This is a genomic window from Fulvivirga imtechensis AK7 (genome assembly GCF_000331535.1).
GTDB classification, from domain to species: domain Bacteria; phylum Bacteroidota; class Bacteroidia; order Cytophagales; family Cyclobacteriaceae; genus Fulvivirga; species Fulvivirga imtechensis.
Map to the genome: position 1 here is coordinate 1 of NZ_AMZN01000113.1, position 19,138 is coordinate 19,138.

Here is a 19,138-nt window from a genome sequence, read left to right on the forward strand (position 1 = left end):
TCCTGCTCCGGAACCGGCTGTATCTCCTGGTAGTCACTCTTTTCCCCTCCGGATATTACCCCAGCAAGACCACGCACTGTCGGATGATCAAACAGGTCCCGCAGCTCTATTTGAAATCCATAATCCTTATAAAGTTGGGAAACTAATTGAATGCCATTCAGAGAATGTCCGCCTGTTTTAAAGAAGTTTTCATCCAGACTATCCGGGACCTTTCCTAATATTTTTTGCCAAGCGGCAATTATCCTTTTTTCATATTCATTTCCTGATTTAATATCTGTTGATGAAAGATCAGTTACTGGCCCATAGGCGCTAAGGCTCTTTCTGTCCACTTTTCCGTTGACAGTGAGCGGCCATCGACTCATGTGAACGAAATGCGCAGGAATCATGTAGCCCGGCAGTTTTCTCTCAAGATTGCTTCTAATTTCGCTTGTTGAGGGGCTTTCGTTACCAGAATAATATGCTTCCAGAATAGGTTGCTCATGTTTTTCATTGAGTATGACAACCGCCTGATCAATTCCCTTAATTGACATCAGTACATTTTCAATTTCACCTATTTCGACCCTAAATCCGTTAAGCTTAACCTGATCATCCTGTCTCCCCAGATACTCTAGTTCTCCATCGGCAGTCCACCTTGCGAGATCTCCCGTTCGATACAATAACTGGTTGCTTTCGGTATCAAAAGGGTTAGCTACAAATTTCTCATGTGTCAAATCTTCCCTCCCCAAATATCCTTTTGCCAAAACCTTACCTCCTATACATAACTCACCCATCACACCAATAGGTTGACATTTCAACATCTCATCAACAACGTAAATCGTGGCATTATCAATAGGTTTTCCAATAGTTAGATGTTCATCGATTTCTTTGATTTCTTTTACCGTACAGCCCACCGTTGCCTCAGTAGGTCCATATTCATTATATATTTGGAGCTTTTCGTTGAGTGACTTTAAAAAAGAAACATGATCGCAGAGCACCGCCTCTCCTCCTAGTATTACCTTTTCCACTCGCGTGGCTTTAACTCCTACACCTTTAAGAACACTGACGTGTGAAGGGGTCATTTTAACTGCCCTCACCTCCGATTCATTATCAAAGATGTCGATTAATGTAGTTGCTATATCCCTAACCGGAATACAGCAGACAGTATCGCCTCGTAAGAGTGTAGAAAATATGCTAGTGACTGTTAAATCAAAGGAAAGTGACGTAAAGAGCGCAAAAGGATACCCCGTCTGATTATTGAAATAATAGCGATTGGCGTATATGATATAATTAACAAAACTTTCATTGGCGACTACCACTCCTTTTGGTTTACCGGTGGAACCCGAAGTATAAATGATATAAGCCGGATCATCATTCCCTCTGGTAACTGCAGGATTTTCTCTTTCTTCATCTAATTCCGCAAGTTGAATATCCATTGCAAATAATTGACCGGAGTAAATCTCTGTAACAGGTAGCAGCCAATCTGAATCTGTTAGCAGTAACTTAGCAGAAGCATCAGAAAGCAAATATTTAATCCGTTCCTGTGGGTAGCCAGCGTCTATTGGCAAAAAGATCGCCCCACATTTCAAGATCGCCAGAGCAGCGATGATCGCATTCTCCGAATGATCAAGCATAACTCCTACAACATCACCTTTATTGATGTCATATTCTGCAATCATGTAATGCGCCAGTTGATTGCTCCTCTGGTTAAGATCTGCATATGAAATTACGTTACCACCGAATTTTACAGCTACAAAATTTGGTGTTTTTCTTACCTGCGATTCAAATAAATCAATAAAAGATTGTTCTTCAATGGTACTCTGAACAGGGCGATTGAAGTGGTTATGGATCAGGTCCAGATCCAAGCTACTTATAACACTAAGATTTTTAACGAGCACGTTAGGGTTTAATATTACGCTTTTTAGCAGGGCTTCAAATTGTGTACATAGAAGTTGTACTGAATGCAAGCTCAGGTGTTTTGGATCATGATAGAAGTTCAACTCCAAACCCTGATCTGTCTGTAGGCAAACCATTCTGGTCTTAAATATGTCTGAATAGCTGCAAAGTTGAACGATATTAGTGCTGATACTACCATTGTAGTGCTGTTCGTAAAAACTGTGGTATTCAAACCCAAAAGGAATTATTTCTATATCATTCTCATAAGGCAATATAAAATGATCCTGCCAGGTCAGAATATCATCATAACTTTCAGCAGTGTGATAAATTAGGTCGGAAAATTGCTGCTCGGGATTAATTTTCATGGCCAATGGCAATACTTTGGTCAAGGGACCAATAACCGATTTAAGTTGTTCAAGGTCACGACAATCGCTCACACTTCCTAACACAATATCTTCTGTACCTGAATGTTTATACAACAAAATTCCCAGGCAGGATTGTAGAAGTACGGCAGGAGGAATAGCAAATTTTTCAGTGAGATTGGCCACCCCGGAATTAACCCAATCATCGACAATGTATTTGTAGATGGCATTTGTACTCTTGGAATCGCTTTTTTCAAAGGGTAATTTAAGGGTTTTGTAAGAATTAAAATTGTAATGTTCCCAGAACTGAAGAGCCTCATCATCGGCCTCCTCGAGAAGCGAATTTTGCCAGTCTGCATATTGATAAAAATGCGTAATCTTATTTGACGCATCTTCGCGGCCGTTAAGACTTTGCGTAATAATATCTTCAAGAATAATAGTAAGGGAATAGCTATCTGCTATATACCATGGCAAAGACAACGCTATGAGGGCCGAGGTTTCTGATATCTGAAGTAACTGGATCTCAGAAGATAACTCCTCCAAATTAATTATATCATTTCTATTATCATCCAATTGTTTCCCTATAAGGTCTGCCCAAGCATCTCCAGCTTGTTCCCATCCATGAATGTGGCAGGTTATGTTGGGCCCTGAGTTATTATCAAGCCTTAGCTCCCCATCAGCATAGCGCATTTTTAAAATTGGATACTTGTCAATAACCATATTCAGGCTTTTTATGAAAGTATCTTTATTCAAAGGCCCGTTTATCTTTGCAACTATCTGGTTGAAAAATACAGAATAATTTTGCTGAAGGCTCAACAGCCTTTTCAATTGAGGTGAGGTACTTACCTCGATATGATTCTTTACTTCCACGTTGTGTAGTTTAAAATTTTTCAGAAAATCAAAGACCGATCAATCTGATGTGACTGAGAATACCTTTTTGTACTCTGGTACAAAGACTTTAAATTCTATAGATCTGACTGCAGAAGCTTATCCAGTTTTGCCTGCTTGCGATTCTGCTTTTTCATTTTTTTCTTACTTTCTCTAAGGTTTAGGAGAACCTTGTTTAAGTCTTCAATTGAGACTTCATAATCTGAACTGGCTTTTTCTAAGATCATCATTAAGGCCTCTGCCCAGTCTTCAACTGTTGATTGCCTAAATTTCTTTGTATTAAATTCAATTAATAATGATACTTCATCTTCCAGTTCCTGAAACAAGAAAGATATGTTATATTTTCCCTGCTGATCCTTTTTGCTTCTTTCCTGTGCAACAGGTACAAACCCCAGACCTTCTAGTGTGTTTTCGGCATTATTACCAAGATCAATATCAAAGCGATGGAAATCTACAATTGCTTCGATAGATATAGTTGATGATGCAAGCTCCTGAGCAACCAGTTCGAAAGGATAGGCTCCATAATCAATGGCTTCAATTATAGTGGTCCTCACTTGCCTAAAGAAGTCTCTAAATGATTGCGAAGTATCCAGTTGATCTCTTAGTAAATGCATATTAAGATAAAACCCAACCTGGTCCTCAGTACCCGATACCTTTCGTCCCGCCCCCGGGGATCCCAGTATTATATCATCTTGTTGACTAAAGTGGTGGAGCAACACTTTTAGGCCAGCTGTTAAAAATGGGAAAATCCCTGAATCGTAGCTATTGCTGAATGCTCTTATTTTTTTGGTCACCGCAGGATTAATTAAAAAGTAAAGATCCTGACTTTCAATCTTCTTGTAATTATCCCTACCCTCAGGAAAGTCTGATGGCAATCTTAAATCCTGAGCTCCTTTTAGCTTGTTTCTCCAATAATTTCCAGGACTTTCATCGCTTGTAGCGCTGATAAGATTATTTTGCCAGAACACATAATCCTTATAGTGAAAAGTTAACAGAGGCAGCTCATCAGGCTGTATACCATTATGTGTTTTATAGAGCACTACAAGATCGCGCATTAGTACCTGAAGCGACCACCCATCCACAATGATGTGGTGGATGACAAATGAAAAGAGATACCTCTCTCTCTCAATTAAAAAGAGAGAGACTTTCAATAGAGGGCCGGTTTCAAGGTCAAATGGCTTTTGACTTTGAGCCTGGCTGAGCGAGAGAGCTTCAGCTTCTGGTGACAAATGCTCAGTCAGATCATGCATTTCAATCTTAAAACCCATGGCTGCCCGGTCTTGTATTTTTTGTCTGGGCTCACCGTCCACAGGTATAAATATGGTCCTTAAGCTTTCATGCCGATCAATCAAATCATTAAAGGCACGTTCAAAGGCGTGTCTATTTAGTCCTCCAGTGATATACCATTCAGAACTAATGTTGTAGGCATTCTGAGTTTTATCCAGTTGAGCAGCAGCCCATAGTCTTTTTTGTCCAAAAGACAACTCATAATTATCACTTTCCGGGGCTTTAGGAATGAACAAGCCATTTGATTTAGAACTATCAATAAATTCAGCCAGAGCTTTTACTGTTGTTTTAGTGAAGACATCATTAAGATCGACCTTAGCGTTCAGTTTTTCGGATATTCTTGAAATTATCTGCATTGCCCTGAGAGAGTGTCCTCCCAAAGCAAAAAAGTCATCATTCAAGCCTACATTTGACTGTCCCAAAACGTTCTCCCAGATGGAGGCAAGTTTCTTCTCCGTCTCACTTTGAGGTGGCTCGTAGTGAGCCCTGCTTGCACCAGCAGAGACGTTGGGTTCCGGAAGCTCTCTGATGTTGATTTTTCCATTAACTGTTAAAGGAAATGCATCCAGTTTAACAAAAACTGATGGTACCATGTAATCTGGCAGAAACTGGCTTGCATATAACCTAAGTTCTTCCGCATCAAAATTGTTATGAGCAGTATACCATGCTACGAGATACTTTTCTCTTGTTTCAGCGTCCTCTCGGGCGAGGACAAGTGCCTGTTTTACATTTTTATTTTTTTCGATGACATTCTGAATCTCTCCGGTTTCAATTCGAAAACCCCGGATCTTCACCTGATTGTCCCTTCTTCCAAGGAATATAACGTTTCCGTTCTTATCCCATTTCCCCAGATCTCCTGTGTTGTATAATCGTTCTCCCTTTTTAAAGGGGTTTTCAATGAACTTTTCAGCGGTAAGCTCCGCTTTGTTAAGATAGCCTCTGGCAACACCCTCTCCACCCACATAAATTCCCCCTTTTACACCAATTGGGACGAGGTTTAAGTGCGAATCAAGTATGTAAACTGTTGAGTTTGATATTGGTTTACCAATTGGTACAGGATTGTTGTATTCAACTTTATCAATAACAAAGCAGGCTGAAAATGTAGTATTCTCCGTTGGCCCGTAGCCATTGACTAATGTTAATTCAGGACAACTTTCCTTAATAGCGAGAACATGGCTTGGAGATAATTTATCCCCTCCAATTATGAGATATCTCAACCTGTCAAACGTTCTTTTATCCGTATCCACAATTTGATTGAACCATGAGGAAGTAAGCCAAAGTGTAGTAATAGCATTTTTGTTGAGCGTATGCTTAAAATCGGAAATATTCAATAATCTATTTTCAGGGATAATATGAAGCTCTCCTCCATGTAATAACATGCTCCATATTTCAAAAGTCGTAGCATCAAAAGAAAGAGCGCCTGTCAATAATAGCTTATCAAATTTATAGAAAGAGAAATAATTTGTGTTAAACACAAGTCGTGCTATGCTTTTGTGTTCAACCATCACACCTTTAGGCTCTCCTGTGGAACCTGATGTATACATTACATAAGCCAGATCTGAATTACAATTCTGCTCTTTAAGATTATTGTATTCCTCAGGAAGATCATCCATTTGAAGATCAACAACGAACAACTCACCGGTATAATAATCTGCACAATCCAGCATAAAATCTGACTGAGTAAGTAAAACTTTGGGACGGGCATCATCAAACACCTGTTTCTTACGTTCTTTAGGATATCGTGGGTCTATGGGTACATAAGCAGCCCCTGCTTTTAATATTGCCAATATGCAGATGATTACGTGTTCCGAGCGCTCCAAAAGGATTGCAACAAAATCATTCGGTCTGATATGATGTTTATCCCTTAGATAATGCGCCAACCTGTTGGTTTTCTGATTAAGTTCACTGTAGGTTAGGGTTACAGAATCGGTTACCACAGCAGGTAAATCAGGTGTCTTTACAACTTGATCTTCAAAAAGTTTGTGCACCGAATCGCCAGGATAGGGCTGTGATGTATTGTTAAACTCATGGATGATCCTATCCCTTTCATCATTATCAAGATAAGAGAGGCTTTTAATAGGAGCCTTACAGTGTCGTACGGCATTTGCTAAAAGACTGTCGTAATGTTTTAGCATTCGGTTTATTGTAGTTTCTTCAAAAAGGTCTGTATTGTAATTTATTGATAAATGAACCCCATCAACTGATTCCGTAAAATAGAACGAAAGATCGTACCTGGCTATGTTATACCGAGTCTTGTAATCCCTGATTTTTATCCCTTTTAAGCCGTCATCGTTTAAAATATCATCTTTGACATTCTGATAAATCACCATTGCATCAAACAATGGAGTACGACTCAGATCCCTCTTTATGCCCAACTCATCCAAAAGTGTATCAAATGGATACAGTTGATGTTCGAAGGAGTTAATCACTTTCTTTTTTACTATCGTGAGTAAATCATCAAATGAATCATTAGGATCAAAATGCAATCTCAAGGCAAGTGTATTCACAAAAAGTCCTATCTGATTTTCAAGACCCGCATAGTCCCTACCGGATACAGGATATCCGACAATAATGTCTTCATCCCCGGTGTACTTATTTAATAAAAGCTCTACTCCTGTAAATAGTCCCATAAACAAGCTAGCCTCATTTATTTGGCAAACATTCCTGAGACGAGATACAACCTGGTCGTTCAACTTCAAAGAGATAGCACCACCATTGTAGGTTTTAACTACAGGTCTAGGCCTGTCATAGGGAAGCTCGAGAACCGGTAACTCCCCACTCAGTTCAGTCAACCAATAATTTCGATGCAAATCCAGCCTTTTACCAGATAGCTCCCAATTTTGAAGCGCAACAAAGTCTCTAAACTGCGTAGGAAGAGGTTCGAGTGGATTTTTATCTTTCTGATCAAAGGCAGCATACAGCCTGATCACTTCCTGAGTCAGTAACAGCATCGACCATTCATCCGAAATAATGTGATGAATGGTCAAAACAAAAACGCTTTTATTTTCTTCCAGTTGAATTAGGGTAGCTTTCAACAGCGGCCCCAATTCCAGATCAAATCTGAACTCCAGTTCTTCCTCCACCAATTCTCGCGCTTTGCTGTCCCTTTCAGGGTGCCTTTTCAGGTCAACATGATCTATTTTAAATGCTAAATCAGCGGCATCGATTATTTTTTGTTTTGGTTCTCCTTCTTCAACGATAAAAACAGTCCTCAAGCTTTCATGACGCTGGATCATGGCTTCAAACGCCCCTTCAAATGCCGTGACATTAAGCCTACCTTCAATAATATAAGCATCAGACATATTGTATATAGGAAGATCTTTCTCTATTTGAGTGTGTATCCACAAACCTTTTTGTGCATTCGAAAGATCATAATACTGCCTATCCGAAGATTTTTGAACCTGCTTTGGCCCATCTTCTGATAGCTGTCGTATTTTTTCGCCAAGCTCTCTAATAGTAGGAGTCAGAAAAACATCCCTCAGGGTTAGTGTCACATTCAGCCGCTGATAAATCTCTGCCAACATGCGGATTGCCTTGATAGAGTGCCCCCCGGATTCAAAAAAGTTGTCATCGATGCCCGGTGATGAAACCCCCAGTTCCTTTATCCAAATATCTGCAAGGGTTTCCTGGACAACCCCGTGTGGTTTTACATGTGCCTGTACCTCGCTATGCTGTTCTGTCGGTACCGGCAATTTTTTCCGGTCAATCTTTCCATTTGCGTTTACAGGGATTTGATCCAATTCGATAAAAAAGGAAGGAACCATGTAACTCGGCAAACTTTCAAGCAAAAACAGTCTCAGCTCTTTCTTGTCGATTTTTGTCTCGGAGCAATAGTATGCAACAAGATATTTAACTGCCTCTGCGTTTTCCTTCGCTGCAACCACAGCATTGTTGATTCCACCAAATCCCTTTATTGCATTTTCAATTTCTACCAATTCAATCCTATACCCTCGAATCTTGACCTGGTCATCCTTCCGACCAAGAAACTCGATCATTCCGTTGCTGTTCCATCGACCGAGATCGCCTGACCTGTAAAGCTTCCCTTTTCCGAAAGGATTACTAATAAATTTTTGTTGTGATAGTGTTTCACTATTCAGATACCCTCTGGCTAACCCTCCTCCGCCAATACAGATCTCACCCGATACACCCTGCGGTACAATCTGCTGGTAATCATCCAAAATGTAGATTGTTCGATCGAAGAAGGGCTTTCCGATACTAATTACTCCATCAGGAGATTGCACTTCGCAATAAGTTGCGCAAATAGTAGATTCTGTTGGACCATAGCTATTGAAAACAGGCACCTGTCCCACCAGATGATCAATATGTGATGCTTTTAATTCGTCACCTCCTGAAATCAAACACCTCAGGTGCGATTTTGACAGTGATTCAGGAATTCTATTCAATTCGTTTATGACGAGCGGTGTGGTACTCAGAAGGGTTACTTTATTATTGATGATTGTGTCAACCAAACCCTCAACGTTGCGTCCTCCCTCTGGTACGATTACGAGTCTACCACCTGCAATTAATATAGGGAATATTTCCTCAAGGGAAGTGTCAAACGAAAGTGATGACTGCTGAATCATACAATCACCTTCACCTAAATTAAAGTACTTGTTGAATCCAAAGGTATACCGCAACAGTGCTCCGTGGTCAATCTGAACTCCCTTTGGTGCTCCAGTAGAACCGGAAGTGTATAGAACATATGCCAAATCATTGAGCCCAACAGAAAAATCATCTGTGCTAGCTTCTGACTTGATTTCCTGATAGTCATTTATAACTATAAGATTACTATCATCCGGCATCAGTAGGTTGTTCCACCTGTTGTCGGCAATGATTATTTTTGGTTTTGCATCTCTGAGAATGTAATCTATCCTTTCCGGAGGGTATTCCACGTCAATAGGAACATAGACCCCTCCCACTCTTAAAATCGCCATTATCCACGCAATAGCCTCTGGTGAAACCGGGAGCAACATAGCCACGAAATCACCCTTTTTGCAACCGCAATTTTCCGTAAGGTAGTTTGCATGATGTAATACCTTATTATATAGCTGAGCGTAAGTAAAGGTATCTTTGTCATAAGCAACTGCAATGTTATCAGGATATTCAGACGCTCGTATTTCAAAGATCAGTGGCAATATCTTCGTTTCGGCGATTTCCAAAACTGATCCTTTCGCGCATGACAATAAATACTCCTTTTCTTTTTCATCCACATAGTCTATCAAACTAATGGGTTGAGTTTCGTCTTCGACAATATTGTTTATTAAGAGTTTCAAATGACTGAGCATTTGCTCTATGCGCTCATGCCGAAACAGATCAGTATTATAAATTGCTTCAACCTTCAATATTCCATCAGTCGGAACAATATCAATTGCCAGATCAAACATACTGGAAACAGAATTTTGTTGATATGGTTTGATAGAAACATGCTCCATCTCATGTTGCCTTAGGGAGGTAGACTGGAGATTTTGCAGCGAAACCATAATATCAAACAGGGGGGAGCGGCTCAGATCACGGTCAAGGTCGAGCTCATCTATTAATCTATCGAATGGATAGCTCTGATGATCATAAGAATGCTGTAGTGTCTCCTTTATTCTTTCAAGCAGCATAAGGAAAGTATCATTTTCTGAAAACTTCGTACGTAACGCCTGGGTGTTGACATAACATCCAATTTGATTTGCCAGATCAATATGATCCCTGCCTGAAACAGGATAGCCTATAATGATATCCGTTTGGCCAGTATATCTATAGAAAAGTACTTTAATTGCCGTAAGAAAAAACATAAACAAAGTGGCTTGTCGGCTCACTGCAGCTTCATTAACCTTCTGAGTCAATTCCCTATCCATAATCATTGAAGCACATGCCCCGTGATATGTTTTTATTTTTGGCCTGGAATAATCTGTCGGCAGATGTAAAACAGGTAATTCATCAGCAAATTGGTTCAACCAGAATTTTCTGGATTCCTCCAATACTTTACTTCCTAATAGTCTATTCTGCCAGTGAGCATAATCTTTATATTGGATATTCAGTGGGGCTAAATCTTGAGTTCTGCCATGATAAAAAATATTATACCATTCCAGAACTTCACTGGTCAGTACTTGCATAGACCAACCATCAGCCACGATGTGGTGAACAGTGAAAATCAGTAAATGTGCATTCTCTTCAAGCTTATAAATCCGTACTCTTAAAAGAGGCTCTGATTGATTCAAGTTGAAAGGCTCGTTGAGCTCCTGTTGAACAATATCTTCAATGGCATCATCTTTAATCACCATGGGCTCTATGTCTGCCTTTATTCTGAAACTTCCAGCAGGATGTACTTTTTGCCTGAGCTGTCCTTTTATTATCACAAATGTTGTTCGAAGGATTTCATGTCTGTCTAGCAGTTGATCAAAAGCCTGCTGAAGAAGGTCAGTTTTAAATTCACCTTTGAGTAGGTAAGTTGAGGTTATATTATAAGCGACTTGTTGATCTTCCAGTTGGTCAAGTACCCAAAGCCTCTGCTGGGCGTGAGAAACTTCATAGTACTCCTGAAGCTCAATTTTAACTATGCTATCAAAACCTGGTTGTTCCGATTTCTGAATAAAGTCTGCAATGCTCTTAATTGTAGGTCTACTAAAAATTTCACTCAAGGGAACCTTCACCCCAGTTTCCTTGTGTAGTTTAACCGCCAGTTTGGCAGCAAGCAATGAATGTCCTCCCAGTTCAAAAAAGTTGTCCTCTATGCCAATTTGGTTTATCTCCAAAATATCGTTCCATATTTCTATCAGCTTTTTTTCAGTAGTATTAGAGGGAGGAACAAAAGATCTCTCCTGATCTTTGGAGCGGGACCATACACTAACGAGAGCTTTTCTGTCTATTTTTCCATTGGAATTCAAGGGAATTTTTTCCCTCCAAAGTATGGACGAAGGTATCATATAGGCAGGCAGTAGGTCTGTTAAGAAATCTTTTAAAATGGCCTCATCTTTCCTCCGTCCGGTGTAAAAAGCGATCAATACTTTTTCTTTATTTTGCTGATCACCGGAAACTACTGCCACATCTTTTATTCCCTCGATGTCAAGCAACTTATTTTCGATTTCTCCTATTTCAATACGGTGTCCTCTGATCTTTATTTGATTATCTCTCCTCCCAAGAAACTCGAGAGTTCCATCAGGTAGGAGTCGTCCCATATCACCTGTCCGATAGAGCATTTGTGAATAATTATAAGGGTCGTTCAAAAACTTTTCGGACGACAAATCCTCTTTATTGAAATAACCTTTGGCCACTCCAGGACCCCCAATACAGACCTCACCCTCAACCCCTACTGGTACAAGGTTGTTTCGTCTGTTGGAAATATAAATGTGATTGTTATAAAGCGGCCTGCCTAGAATTGTTCCACTTGGTTTATTTCTTCTTACATCCCTGGCTGAATAAGTTATACTGGTACAGAAAACTGTAGCTTCCGTAGGGCCATAGGTCACTACTATTTCAGCCTTGTCAAAAGCCACAGAAAGTTGCTGTAAAAGATGATCGGAAATAGTATCTCCTCCTATGAAAATTGTCTTAATATGCTCATAGTGTGCTACTAATTTATTCTCAATTATTTCATCGGCAATCTCCTTATACAAGGCAGGAACTGTATCCAGCATATTGACCATTTTCAGATGATCCAGCAATCGCTCGATATCAATAATATCCTTCTTGTCCAATACCAGAATACTTCCTCCGGACACGAGAGGGCCAAAAATCTGAAACATGGAAATATCAAATGCGGGAGAAGCTATAAAAGGCATCACTGATGAAGTATCCCAATTGTAGGTATTCTCTACGTTGGAGATAAAATGGAAAAGGTTTCTATGAGTAACCATAGTACCCTTCGGGTTTCCGGTAGAACCGGATGTATAGATGACATATGCCAGATCATCAGGACCCGTGCCTCCGTGCAACTCTCTGACTGGATTTGAAATTATCTCCTCCCAGCTGGCTTCCACGTTTATAACAGGCAGCGACAACTCCTTTATTTCTTCCGTTGTTACTACAAGACATGGCGATATGTCTTTTATAATATACTTATTTCGGGATGTCAGGCCTGACCCGTCCAAAGGCACGTATACAGCACCCGCTTTTAAAATCCCTAGCAAGCATGGCACCAGTTTTTCTGTACGTTGCCCATCAAAAATTACAAAATCGCCTCTTTTTATATTGTGCTCTGAAATTAAATATGAAGCGATCTTATCAGAATAATTATGTAATTGAGCAAAGGATAAGGTAACATCATTATAAACAACTGCCGTTTCATCAGGCCGATGAACAGCATGTTTTCGTATGCGGTCTATAACAGATTCAAATGGAGATTCAAGCTTTTGCCCTTGACCATGATCAACAAGCACTTTAATTTCTTCTCTGGTTAATAGGTCGAGACTGGAAATTTTAGCAGCAGGGTCATGAACAATTTGCTGAATTAAATTGATGAAATGCCGAATAAACAAGGATAGTGTAAATCCATCTTCATATCCCTCTGCCTCAAGCATTATTTGTCCCTGAGACCGGCCTATTGCCATAATCAAGGGAGCTGTGTAATCTTTCTGGTAACCCAAACTATGAAGTGATCCGGAATAGAAGATGCTATTAATATCACAATCAACCTGACTTTCAGAATCATTTAACTTATAGTGTTGATGTTGTTGGGCTCCAAAAACTGTTTTTTGAACAGATAATATAAGCTCCTTACATGTCACATCTTCGTCAACAATACATCGCAAGGGTAGTATACCCCCTGTCGTTACTATTTCGCCATTTTTCTGAAAAGGAGGCATGCCAATGATTATGTCATCGACACCAGAATATTTGCTCTCGAGAATTGCAAGTGCAGAGAGCAACAGAATATAAATGGCTTCATCATTATTATTACACAATTGAACTATCCTATCTGAAATATTAATAGGAAGCAGATGGTTACATTCTACTCTGCGTCCCGAAGCTGCAAACAGCCTTATATTCTCCTCATTGGAATAGTTGCTTAATTTATTTTTCCAATACTCACGACTTTCAATTGATTTTCTTGCAGTTGATAATATTTTTTCATCCAAGCTATTTTGTGCCATGTTATATCGTTGTAAAAATTTTATCTTTATTAATAATACCTGCGGGATCAAATAATTTTTTAATACCTCTCACCAATTCCATTTTTCTTTCTGATGAGAGCATCCTGAAAAGATCGCGTTGAAGGAAGCCTATTCCGTGCTCTCCTGAAATTACTCCTCCCAATTCTCCGCCAAAATGATGTATTTCCTCCAGCGCTTTGTCAACTTTTTCATTGGGAAAGATGGATTCCTCATCCGAAAGAAGGATCATAGTATGGAGATTGCCATCCCATGCATGACCAAATGAGGCGGTGCGCAAATCGTGCTGCCTACAAATATTTTGTACTCCCTCGAGGTAATTGAGCAGCTGTGATCTGGGGACACATATATCCACATCACGATATTGAAGACCATTCTGCGTCATAGCCTCACCAATGCACTCCCTAAGTTGCCAAAGCTTTTTCTTTGATTCAGCAGTGTCTCCTACTAGTATTTCCTGATCTGTATGCTGCTCAATTATTGTGGTAGATTTTTCCGCTCGAGACATAAGCTCATGATGTTCATATCCATCTAGTTCCACCAGAAGGTGAGCTTTGGTCTTCAGATCCAGCAAGGGAAAATCATATTTAAGGTATTCCGCGGTGTGCCACAGCGCATCCTCACAAATCAATTCTACAGAAGATGGACTTATTCCGGCCATTGCAATATCCTCAATGGCGGAAACGGCCTTTTTTGTGGAATCAAAAGCGGACAGCAAAACTATCTCATGCGATGGAAAAGGCACAAGTTTTAGTAGTGCCCTGGTGATCACGCCAAGTGTTCCTTCGCTACCAACAAACAATTGTGTCAGGTTAAATCCTGATGAGTTTTTTGTGGTATTAGCGCCTGTCCACATTATCTCTCCGGTTGGCAATACCACTTCAAGATTAATCACATAATCTCTTATAGTACCGTATCTTGCAGATCTATGACTGCCCGCCCCAGTGGAAATATTTCCTCCTATCAAACAGCTTCCCCCGCTTCCTGGCACTATGGGGTAGTATAATCCCCTATCCTTTGCAGCATCTGAAAGTTTTTGAGTAACAACTCCCGATTCTACAAGTGCCCAGCTGTTGGTAGTGTCAATTTCAAGAATTCTGTTAAACCTCTCAAGGGACAGAACTATTCCTCCATATAGAGGTAAAGCTCCTCCTGTTACTCCGGTGCCACCACCACGTACTGTAACTTGCAAAGCATACTCACTGCACATTTGCAGGATGGCCGAAATTTCCTGAGAGCTGGCAGGTTTTACCACGCAATCGCAAGGAAAACGGAGATTACCTGTATTATCCTGTTCATATATATATTTTTCCTCAGAATCGGTAATTACATAGTTTTCGCCTACGATTTTTTGTAGTGCATGGATATAGTTCATCTCAGGACGCGCTTCATTTAGAATTAGCACCTTGGTTTTAATGTTTATTAGCTTTTTTCAACAGGGTTGGATCATCCGGCTTCAGTTTCAGCCAATCTGCTTCGCATGATTTGACGTTCTTCCGCTTTTTTCAAGACGTTGATATTCTTAAGTGCAAAACCATTATAGCCATTTACACGCTGAACTATCTCATAGAAGAAAAAAGGCCTGTCTCCGGAAGGTTTGATGAATTTTTGGAGCAGATAAGAACTACCTTCCTTGTCTATCAATATACCCTCCTTTTCCAGCTCCTCAATATCAAAATCAGCAAACTCACTCTTCTCTCGTAATATTTCATAGTAGGTTTTGGGGAATTGGACAAAATCCACCCCTTGCTTACGTAATAATTTGACCGTACCCGGCAGATCGTCGGTTGCGAAGGCCAAATGATGAATTCCAGCACCATAGGTGTCAATATTCTTCTGGATTTTAGATTCACTCGCTATTCCTTCCGGTTCAGCCATTACAAGTGTTAAATTTTTATCTGGTGATTGGTTTATATTTAGTACCATTCCTGTCTCATTGTCGCCACCCCTGCCTATGCTTTGAACCAGATCAGTACCGATGGACTTGTGGAGATATTCGGTCCAGAAGTTGATCTCATTTACCCGAAGCTCACTAGCAATATGATCGATGTTTGTGAAGTTGCTTTCAAAATCTGCCTGAAGTAGATTCTTCCTTTCATAGCCTGGCTTAAAGGTTCCATTATACTTTTCTCTGTTGATAAAAACAATTTCACTGTGATCATATAGCCGAATAGAAGCCTCTTCCACTATACCATTTTCATCTGAGAGACTGACAGGGAATCTCTCCGGCATGGCTCCACCTTCAACGGCAGCATGAAATGCCTCTTCAACCGAAGATACCTTTAATGCAATCCGCCTAACAGCAACAGAATGGTTATTTGTAAATGTTTGGACTTCAAGAGCCCGAGCACTCTCTATTGGTGGAAATGCCGATGTAATAACTAACCGAATATTGTTTTTTGTAAGTACATAAGACGCTACACCCTTCACACCTGTTTCGTTTCCTGCAAAGGCTTCCACATTGAATCCCAAAGCTTTTACATGCCAATACACATAAGGCCTGGCTAATGGAGTATAGATCTCAACATGATCTATTATATGGTTTTTTATAATGCTCATATTTTTCAGATTTTTGTTGGTAAATAATTCTTTTGGATTAAACTAGTTCTGCCTTTTCTACTCGCTGTTTCGCATCTGAAGCTAAACCTGCTAGTCTTTCCTTCAAAAAGGCAGCGAGTTTTTGAATACCTGAATCAATCTGATCGAAAGTGAGGTTGGAGAAAGTAAGCCTTATTTCATTTCGCACATCACCTTTTAGGTAGAAATAGTACATCGGGCAAAAGATCACCCCGAACTTTTCAGCACAGTGTGCAACATCTTTATCTGTTACCTCAAACGGTACTTCCATCTTTATAAAAAACCCTCCATTCGGCTCATTCCATGAAATGCCAACTGCCCAATCATCCACATTGGTGCCAATATATTTGCCTAGGCAAGCGATGATGTTATCCCGCTTGATCTTATAGTTCTCAAATTTCTTTTTATTGTAATTGCTTAGGGAATAATTATAATTCAGTAGAATGCCACCCAGGATAGCTTGTGTGATGGTAGGCGTATTATTAGTAAAAAGTGCCTTCACCTTAGCAAGCTCGTCACTAAGTGTAATAACTTCACCGGAAGGTAATTCAATGTACTGATCTGCTACGATCAAACCCGCTCGTAGTCCAGGAAACAATGATTTGGAGAACGACCCCACATATATTACCCGTTTACGTTTATCCAGTGACTTAAGTGTCGGCAGCTTCTTCTGAGCATACGTAAAGCTGTTGTATACGCTATCTTCAATAATGAGAATATTATGTTTTTCTGCTATTTCCAATAGCTCCAATCTTTTTTCCAATGGCATTGTGGACCCCTTTGGATTCTGATAGTCAGGAATTACATAGAGCAGTTTTGTATTCAATCCCCTACTCTTAACATCAATGATCTTTTTCTCCAGTTCATCAATATCTATGCCTTCATCGTTAGTTCTAACACCCTCCATTTTGTAATCGAAAACTTTCCCGAAGCTACTTACCCCGATGTAGCTAGGATCTTCCAATAATATCACATCCTTGTCACGATCTGTAAGTGTGGAAACAATAACTGCAAATGCTTCCTGGGCTCCCAACGTGAAGAGCAAATCATGTGGTTTGACATGGATGTTTTCATCTTTCTTCAAGTACTCCACGATAATATCATTGACAATACCTTTAGTTTTATTATACTGTCCGACATGACCAATAATCTCTTCCCTACTGCGGCTGCTTTGTGCCTCCAGATAGTCGATATAAGTATCAAACTTTCCTATATGGTCTTTAACATCAAAAAACTTTTCATCAGGCTGTCCCGCAGCAAAGGAAATAGCTTCTGGAAATTTATACTGAATGTCGTTTAAGAATCCTATAACGTTGTTAAACCCATTGGTAAGATTGGTGTTGATCTGCATGGCCAGAGGCGTATCCAAAAGAACGGTTGGGTCCAAAGGAATTTCAAGATTCGCTCTCAAGCAGGCCTCTAGCCCCTCAAGAGATTTAAAAAGATCATCAAACGAATTGATTATGAAATATTCCTTCTGCAGATGGTAGTTGTCGTAAGGTGTATTGAATATATGGTTAATATCAAATTCATATTTAGAAATTTTGTTGTCACTCACATTTTCAATTTCCCCAGTTGAGGTAATGATGGCTCCTCCATAAGGCAATAATTCGCCATTTTCTCTAATCAACCCCATTTCAAAGGTATACCAGTACAACCTTCCCAAAAACTCTACGGCTTTCTCATTGTCAGCATATTTTAAGGCTATGATACTGAATTCGGTCAGGAAACGGCAGAATGGCTCATTTGTAAGTAAAGGCACATGACCGAGAATATCATGAAATATATCCGGATCCTCACTGAAATCAAGTTCGTGAGGCTTTCTCAGATATATATTGATCGGATATTTCTTATTGATCAGCATATAAAAGAAATCACGGGTAGGGATCAGGCCTGTTACGGGAATTAAAGTCCAGCCCGAGATCTCTTCCAACCTTTTACTGATTTGTTCTATTTTTATCACTTTATCGGAGTTCAGGTCTAGGAGATCAAACCCACGCTGATATTCTTTCGAAGTTTTGGCGAAGTTCTTCTTTAAAAGCCTCTCATTAAGAGCTGACCATGTTTTATGGTCTTCGCTGGTATAGGCGTCATAGTTTTGAGTTGTGATCATGATTAAAGTTGGTTTTGATGAACAAAATATTATTAACACAAATGCAGTTTTGTGTTATACTGGTGTTTCTTTTTATAAGTATGAGATTATTAGTCCGCTGATGGATAATCAATGGACATATGGAGGTTTTTCTACTTAAAAGTTGAACAGAATTTCATCTTCCGAAAAGGACCCTTTTTCTTTATTCTCCCTCTTGCTTTGCGATTCGATTTCAAGATCAATGAGCGATATCTTATCATCATCAATGATAGACTTGACAACCTTTCTGAAGTGTTTTGCTATCCTTGTCAGAGTCTCAGGTTTAAACAAACCTGCATTATAGTTAAATGAGCAAGATATGTTTTCATCTTCTTTAGTGAATTTAATATCAAGCGCAAATTCAGTCAGCTGTTCTCCAATCTGTCTTGATTCGATTTGCACGTCAGGCAACGAATTAATTTTTTCCACATCATCGTCATATGTAATCATGATGTTGAATAAAGGATTCACTCCGGCTTTACCCGCCAATCCCAAGTCCTTGACTATATAATCGAATGGATAAACCTGATGTTCAAGCGCAGCGTAGACAGAATTTTTAACCTTATTTATGATAGCGCTGAGGTTGTCTTCTTCATCCAAGTTGGTAACTATCGGTAGTACATTTACATAAAAACCTATCTGATGGTTAAGATTTCCAAATTCCCTACCTGATACGGGTATTCCGACAGCACTATTCAGTTGGCCGGTATACCTGTAAAGAAGAGTTTTCATGGCTGCCAATAGCATTACAAACATGGATGTATTTGACCTACGGCTTTTTTTACTCAACAACCTAACCTGTTCGACCCCTAAATGGAAAGTATAATTCCCTGCCTTGTAGTTGCCTACATCTTTTTGCACATAATCATAGGGTAGCTTAGATACCGGTATTTCATCTTTAAACTTGTCAGTCCAGTATTTCCTGT

6 protein-coding genes are annotated in these 19,138 nt (G+C 39.7%); all 6 read right to left on the reverse strand.

Annotation, left to right across the window (positions count from 1 at the left end):
- Positions 1-3,104: non-ribosomal peptide synthetase (locus C900_RS25380; protein WP_040497556.1), on the reverse strand; the 3,104-nt coding region annotated here is incomplete at its 3' end.
- A 95-nt stretch (positions 3,105-3,199) separates the two neighbouring features.
- Entirely contained in the window at positions 3,200-13,486 is a 10,287-nt protein-coding gene (locus C900_RS25385) for a non-ribosomal peptide synthetase (RefSeq protein ID WP_009583268.1), read from the reverse strand.
- A gap of 1 nt (position 13,487) precedes the next feature.
- The gene (locus C900_RS25390) at positions 13,488-14,909 is read right to left on the reverse strand and encodes an FAD-binding oxidoreductase (protein WP_009583269.1); all 1,422 of its coding nucleotides are present in this window, start codon (positions 14,907-14,909) and stop codon (positions 13,488-13,490) included.
- A gap of 41 nt (positions 14,910-14,950) precedes the next feature.
- Positions 14,951-16,063, reverse strand: a complete 1,113-nt coding sequence (locus C900_RS25395) for a VOC family protein (protein WP_009583270.1) — start codon at positions 16,061-16,063, stop codon at positions 14,951-14,953.
- A 37-nt stretch (positions 16,064-16,100) separates the two neighbouring features.
- Entirely contained in the window at positions 16,101-18,194 is a 2,094-nt protein-coding gene (locus C900_RS25400) for a phenylalanine 4-monooxygenase (protein WP_009583271.1), read from the reverse strand.
- Between the two features lie 135 nt (positions 18,195-18,329).
- A partial coding sequence (locus C900_RS25405) for a condensation domain-containing protein (protein WP_040497558.1) occupies positions 18,330-19,138 on the reverse strand: 809 nt, incomplete at its 5' end.

Bases quoted from the DNA above. Each gene is read 5' to 3' on its own strand.
- C900_RS25385 (WP_009583268.1), bottom strand. From the start codon at position 13,486: ATGGCACAAAATAGCTTGGATGAAAAAATATTATCAACTGCAAGAAAA.
- C900_RS25395 (WP_009583270.1), bottom strand. From the start codon at position 16,063: ATGAGCATTATAAAAAACCATATAATAGATCATGTTGAGATCTATACT.
- C900_RS25400 (WP_009583271.1), bottom strand. From the start codon at position 18,194: ATGATCACAACTCAAAACTATGACGCCTATACCAGCGAAGACCATAAA.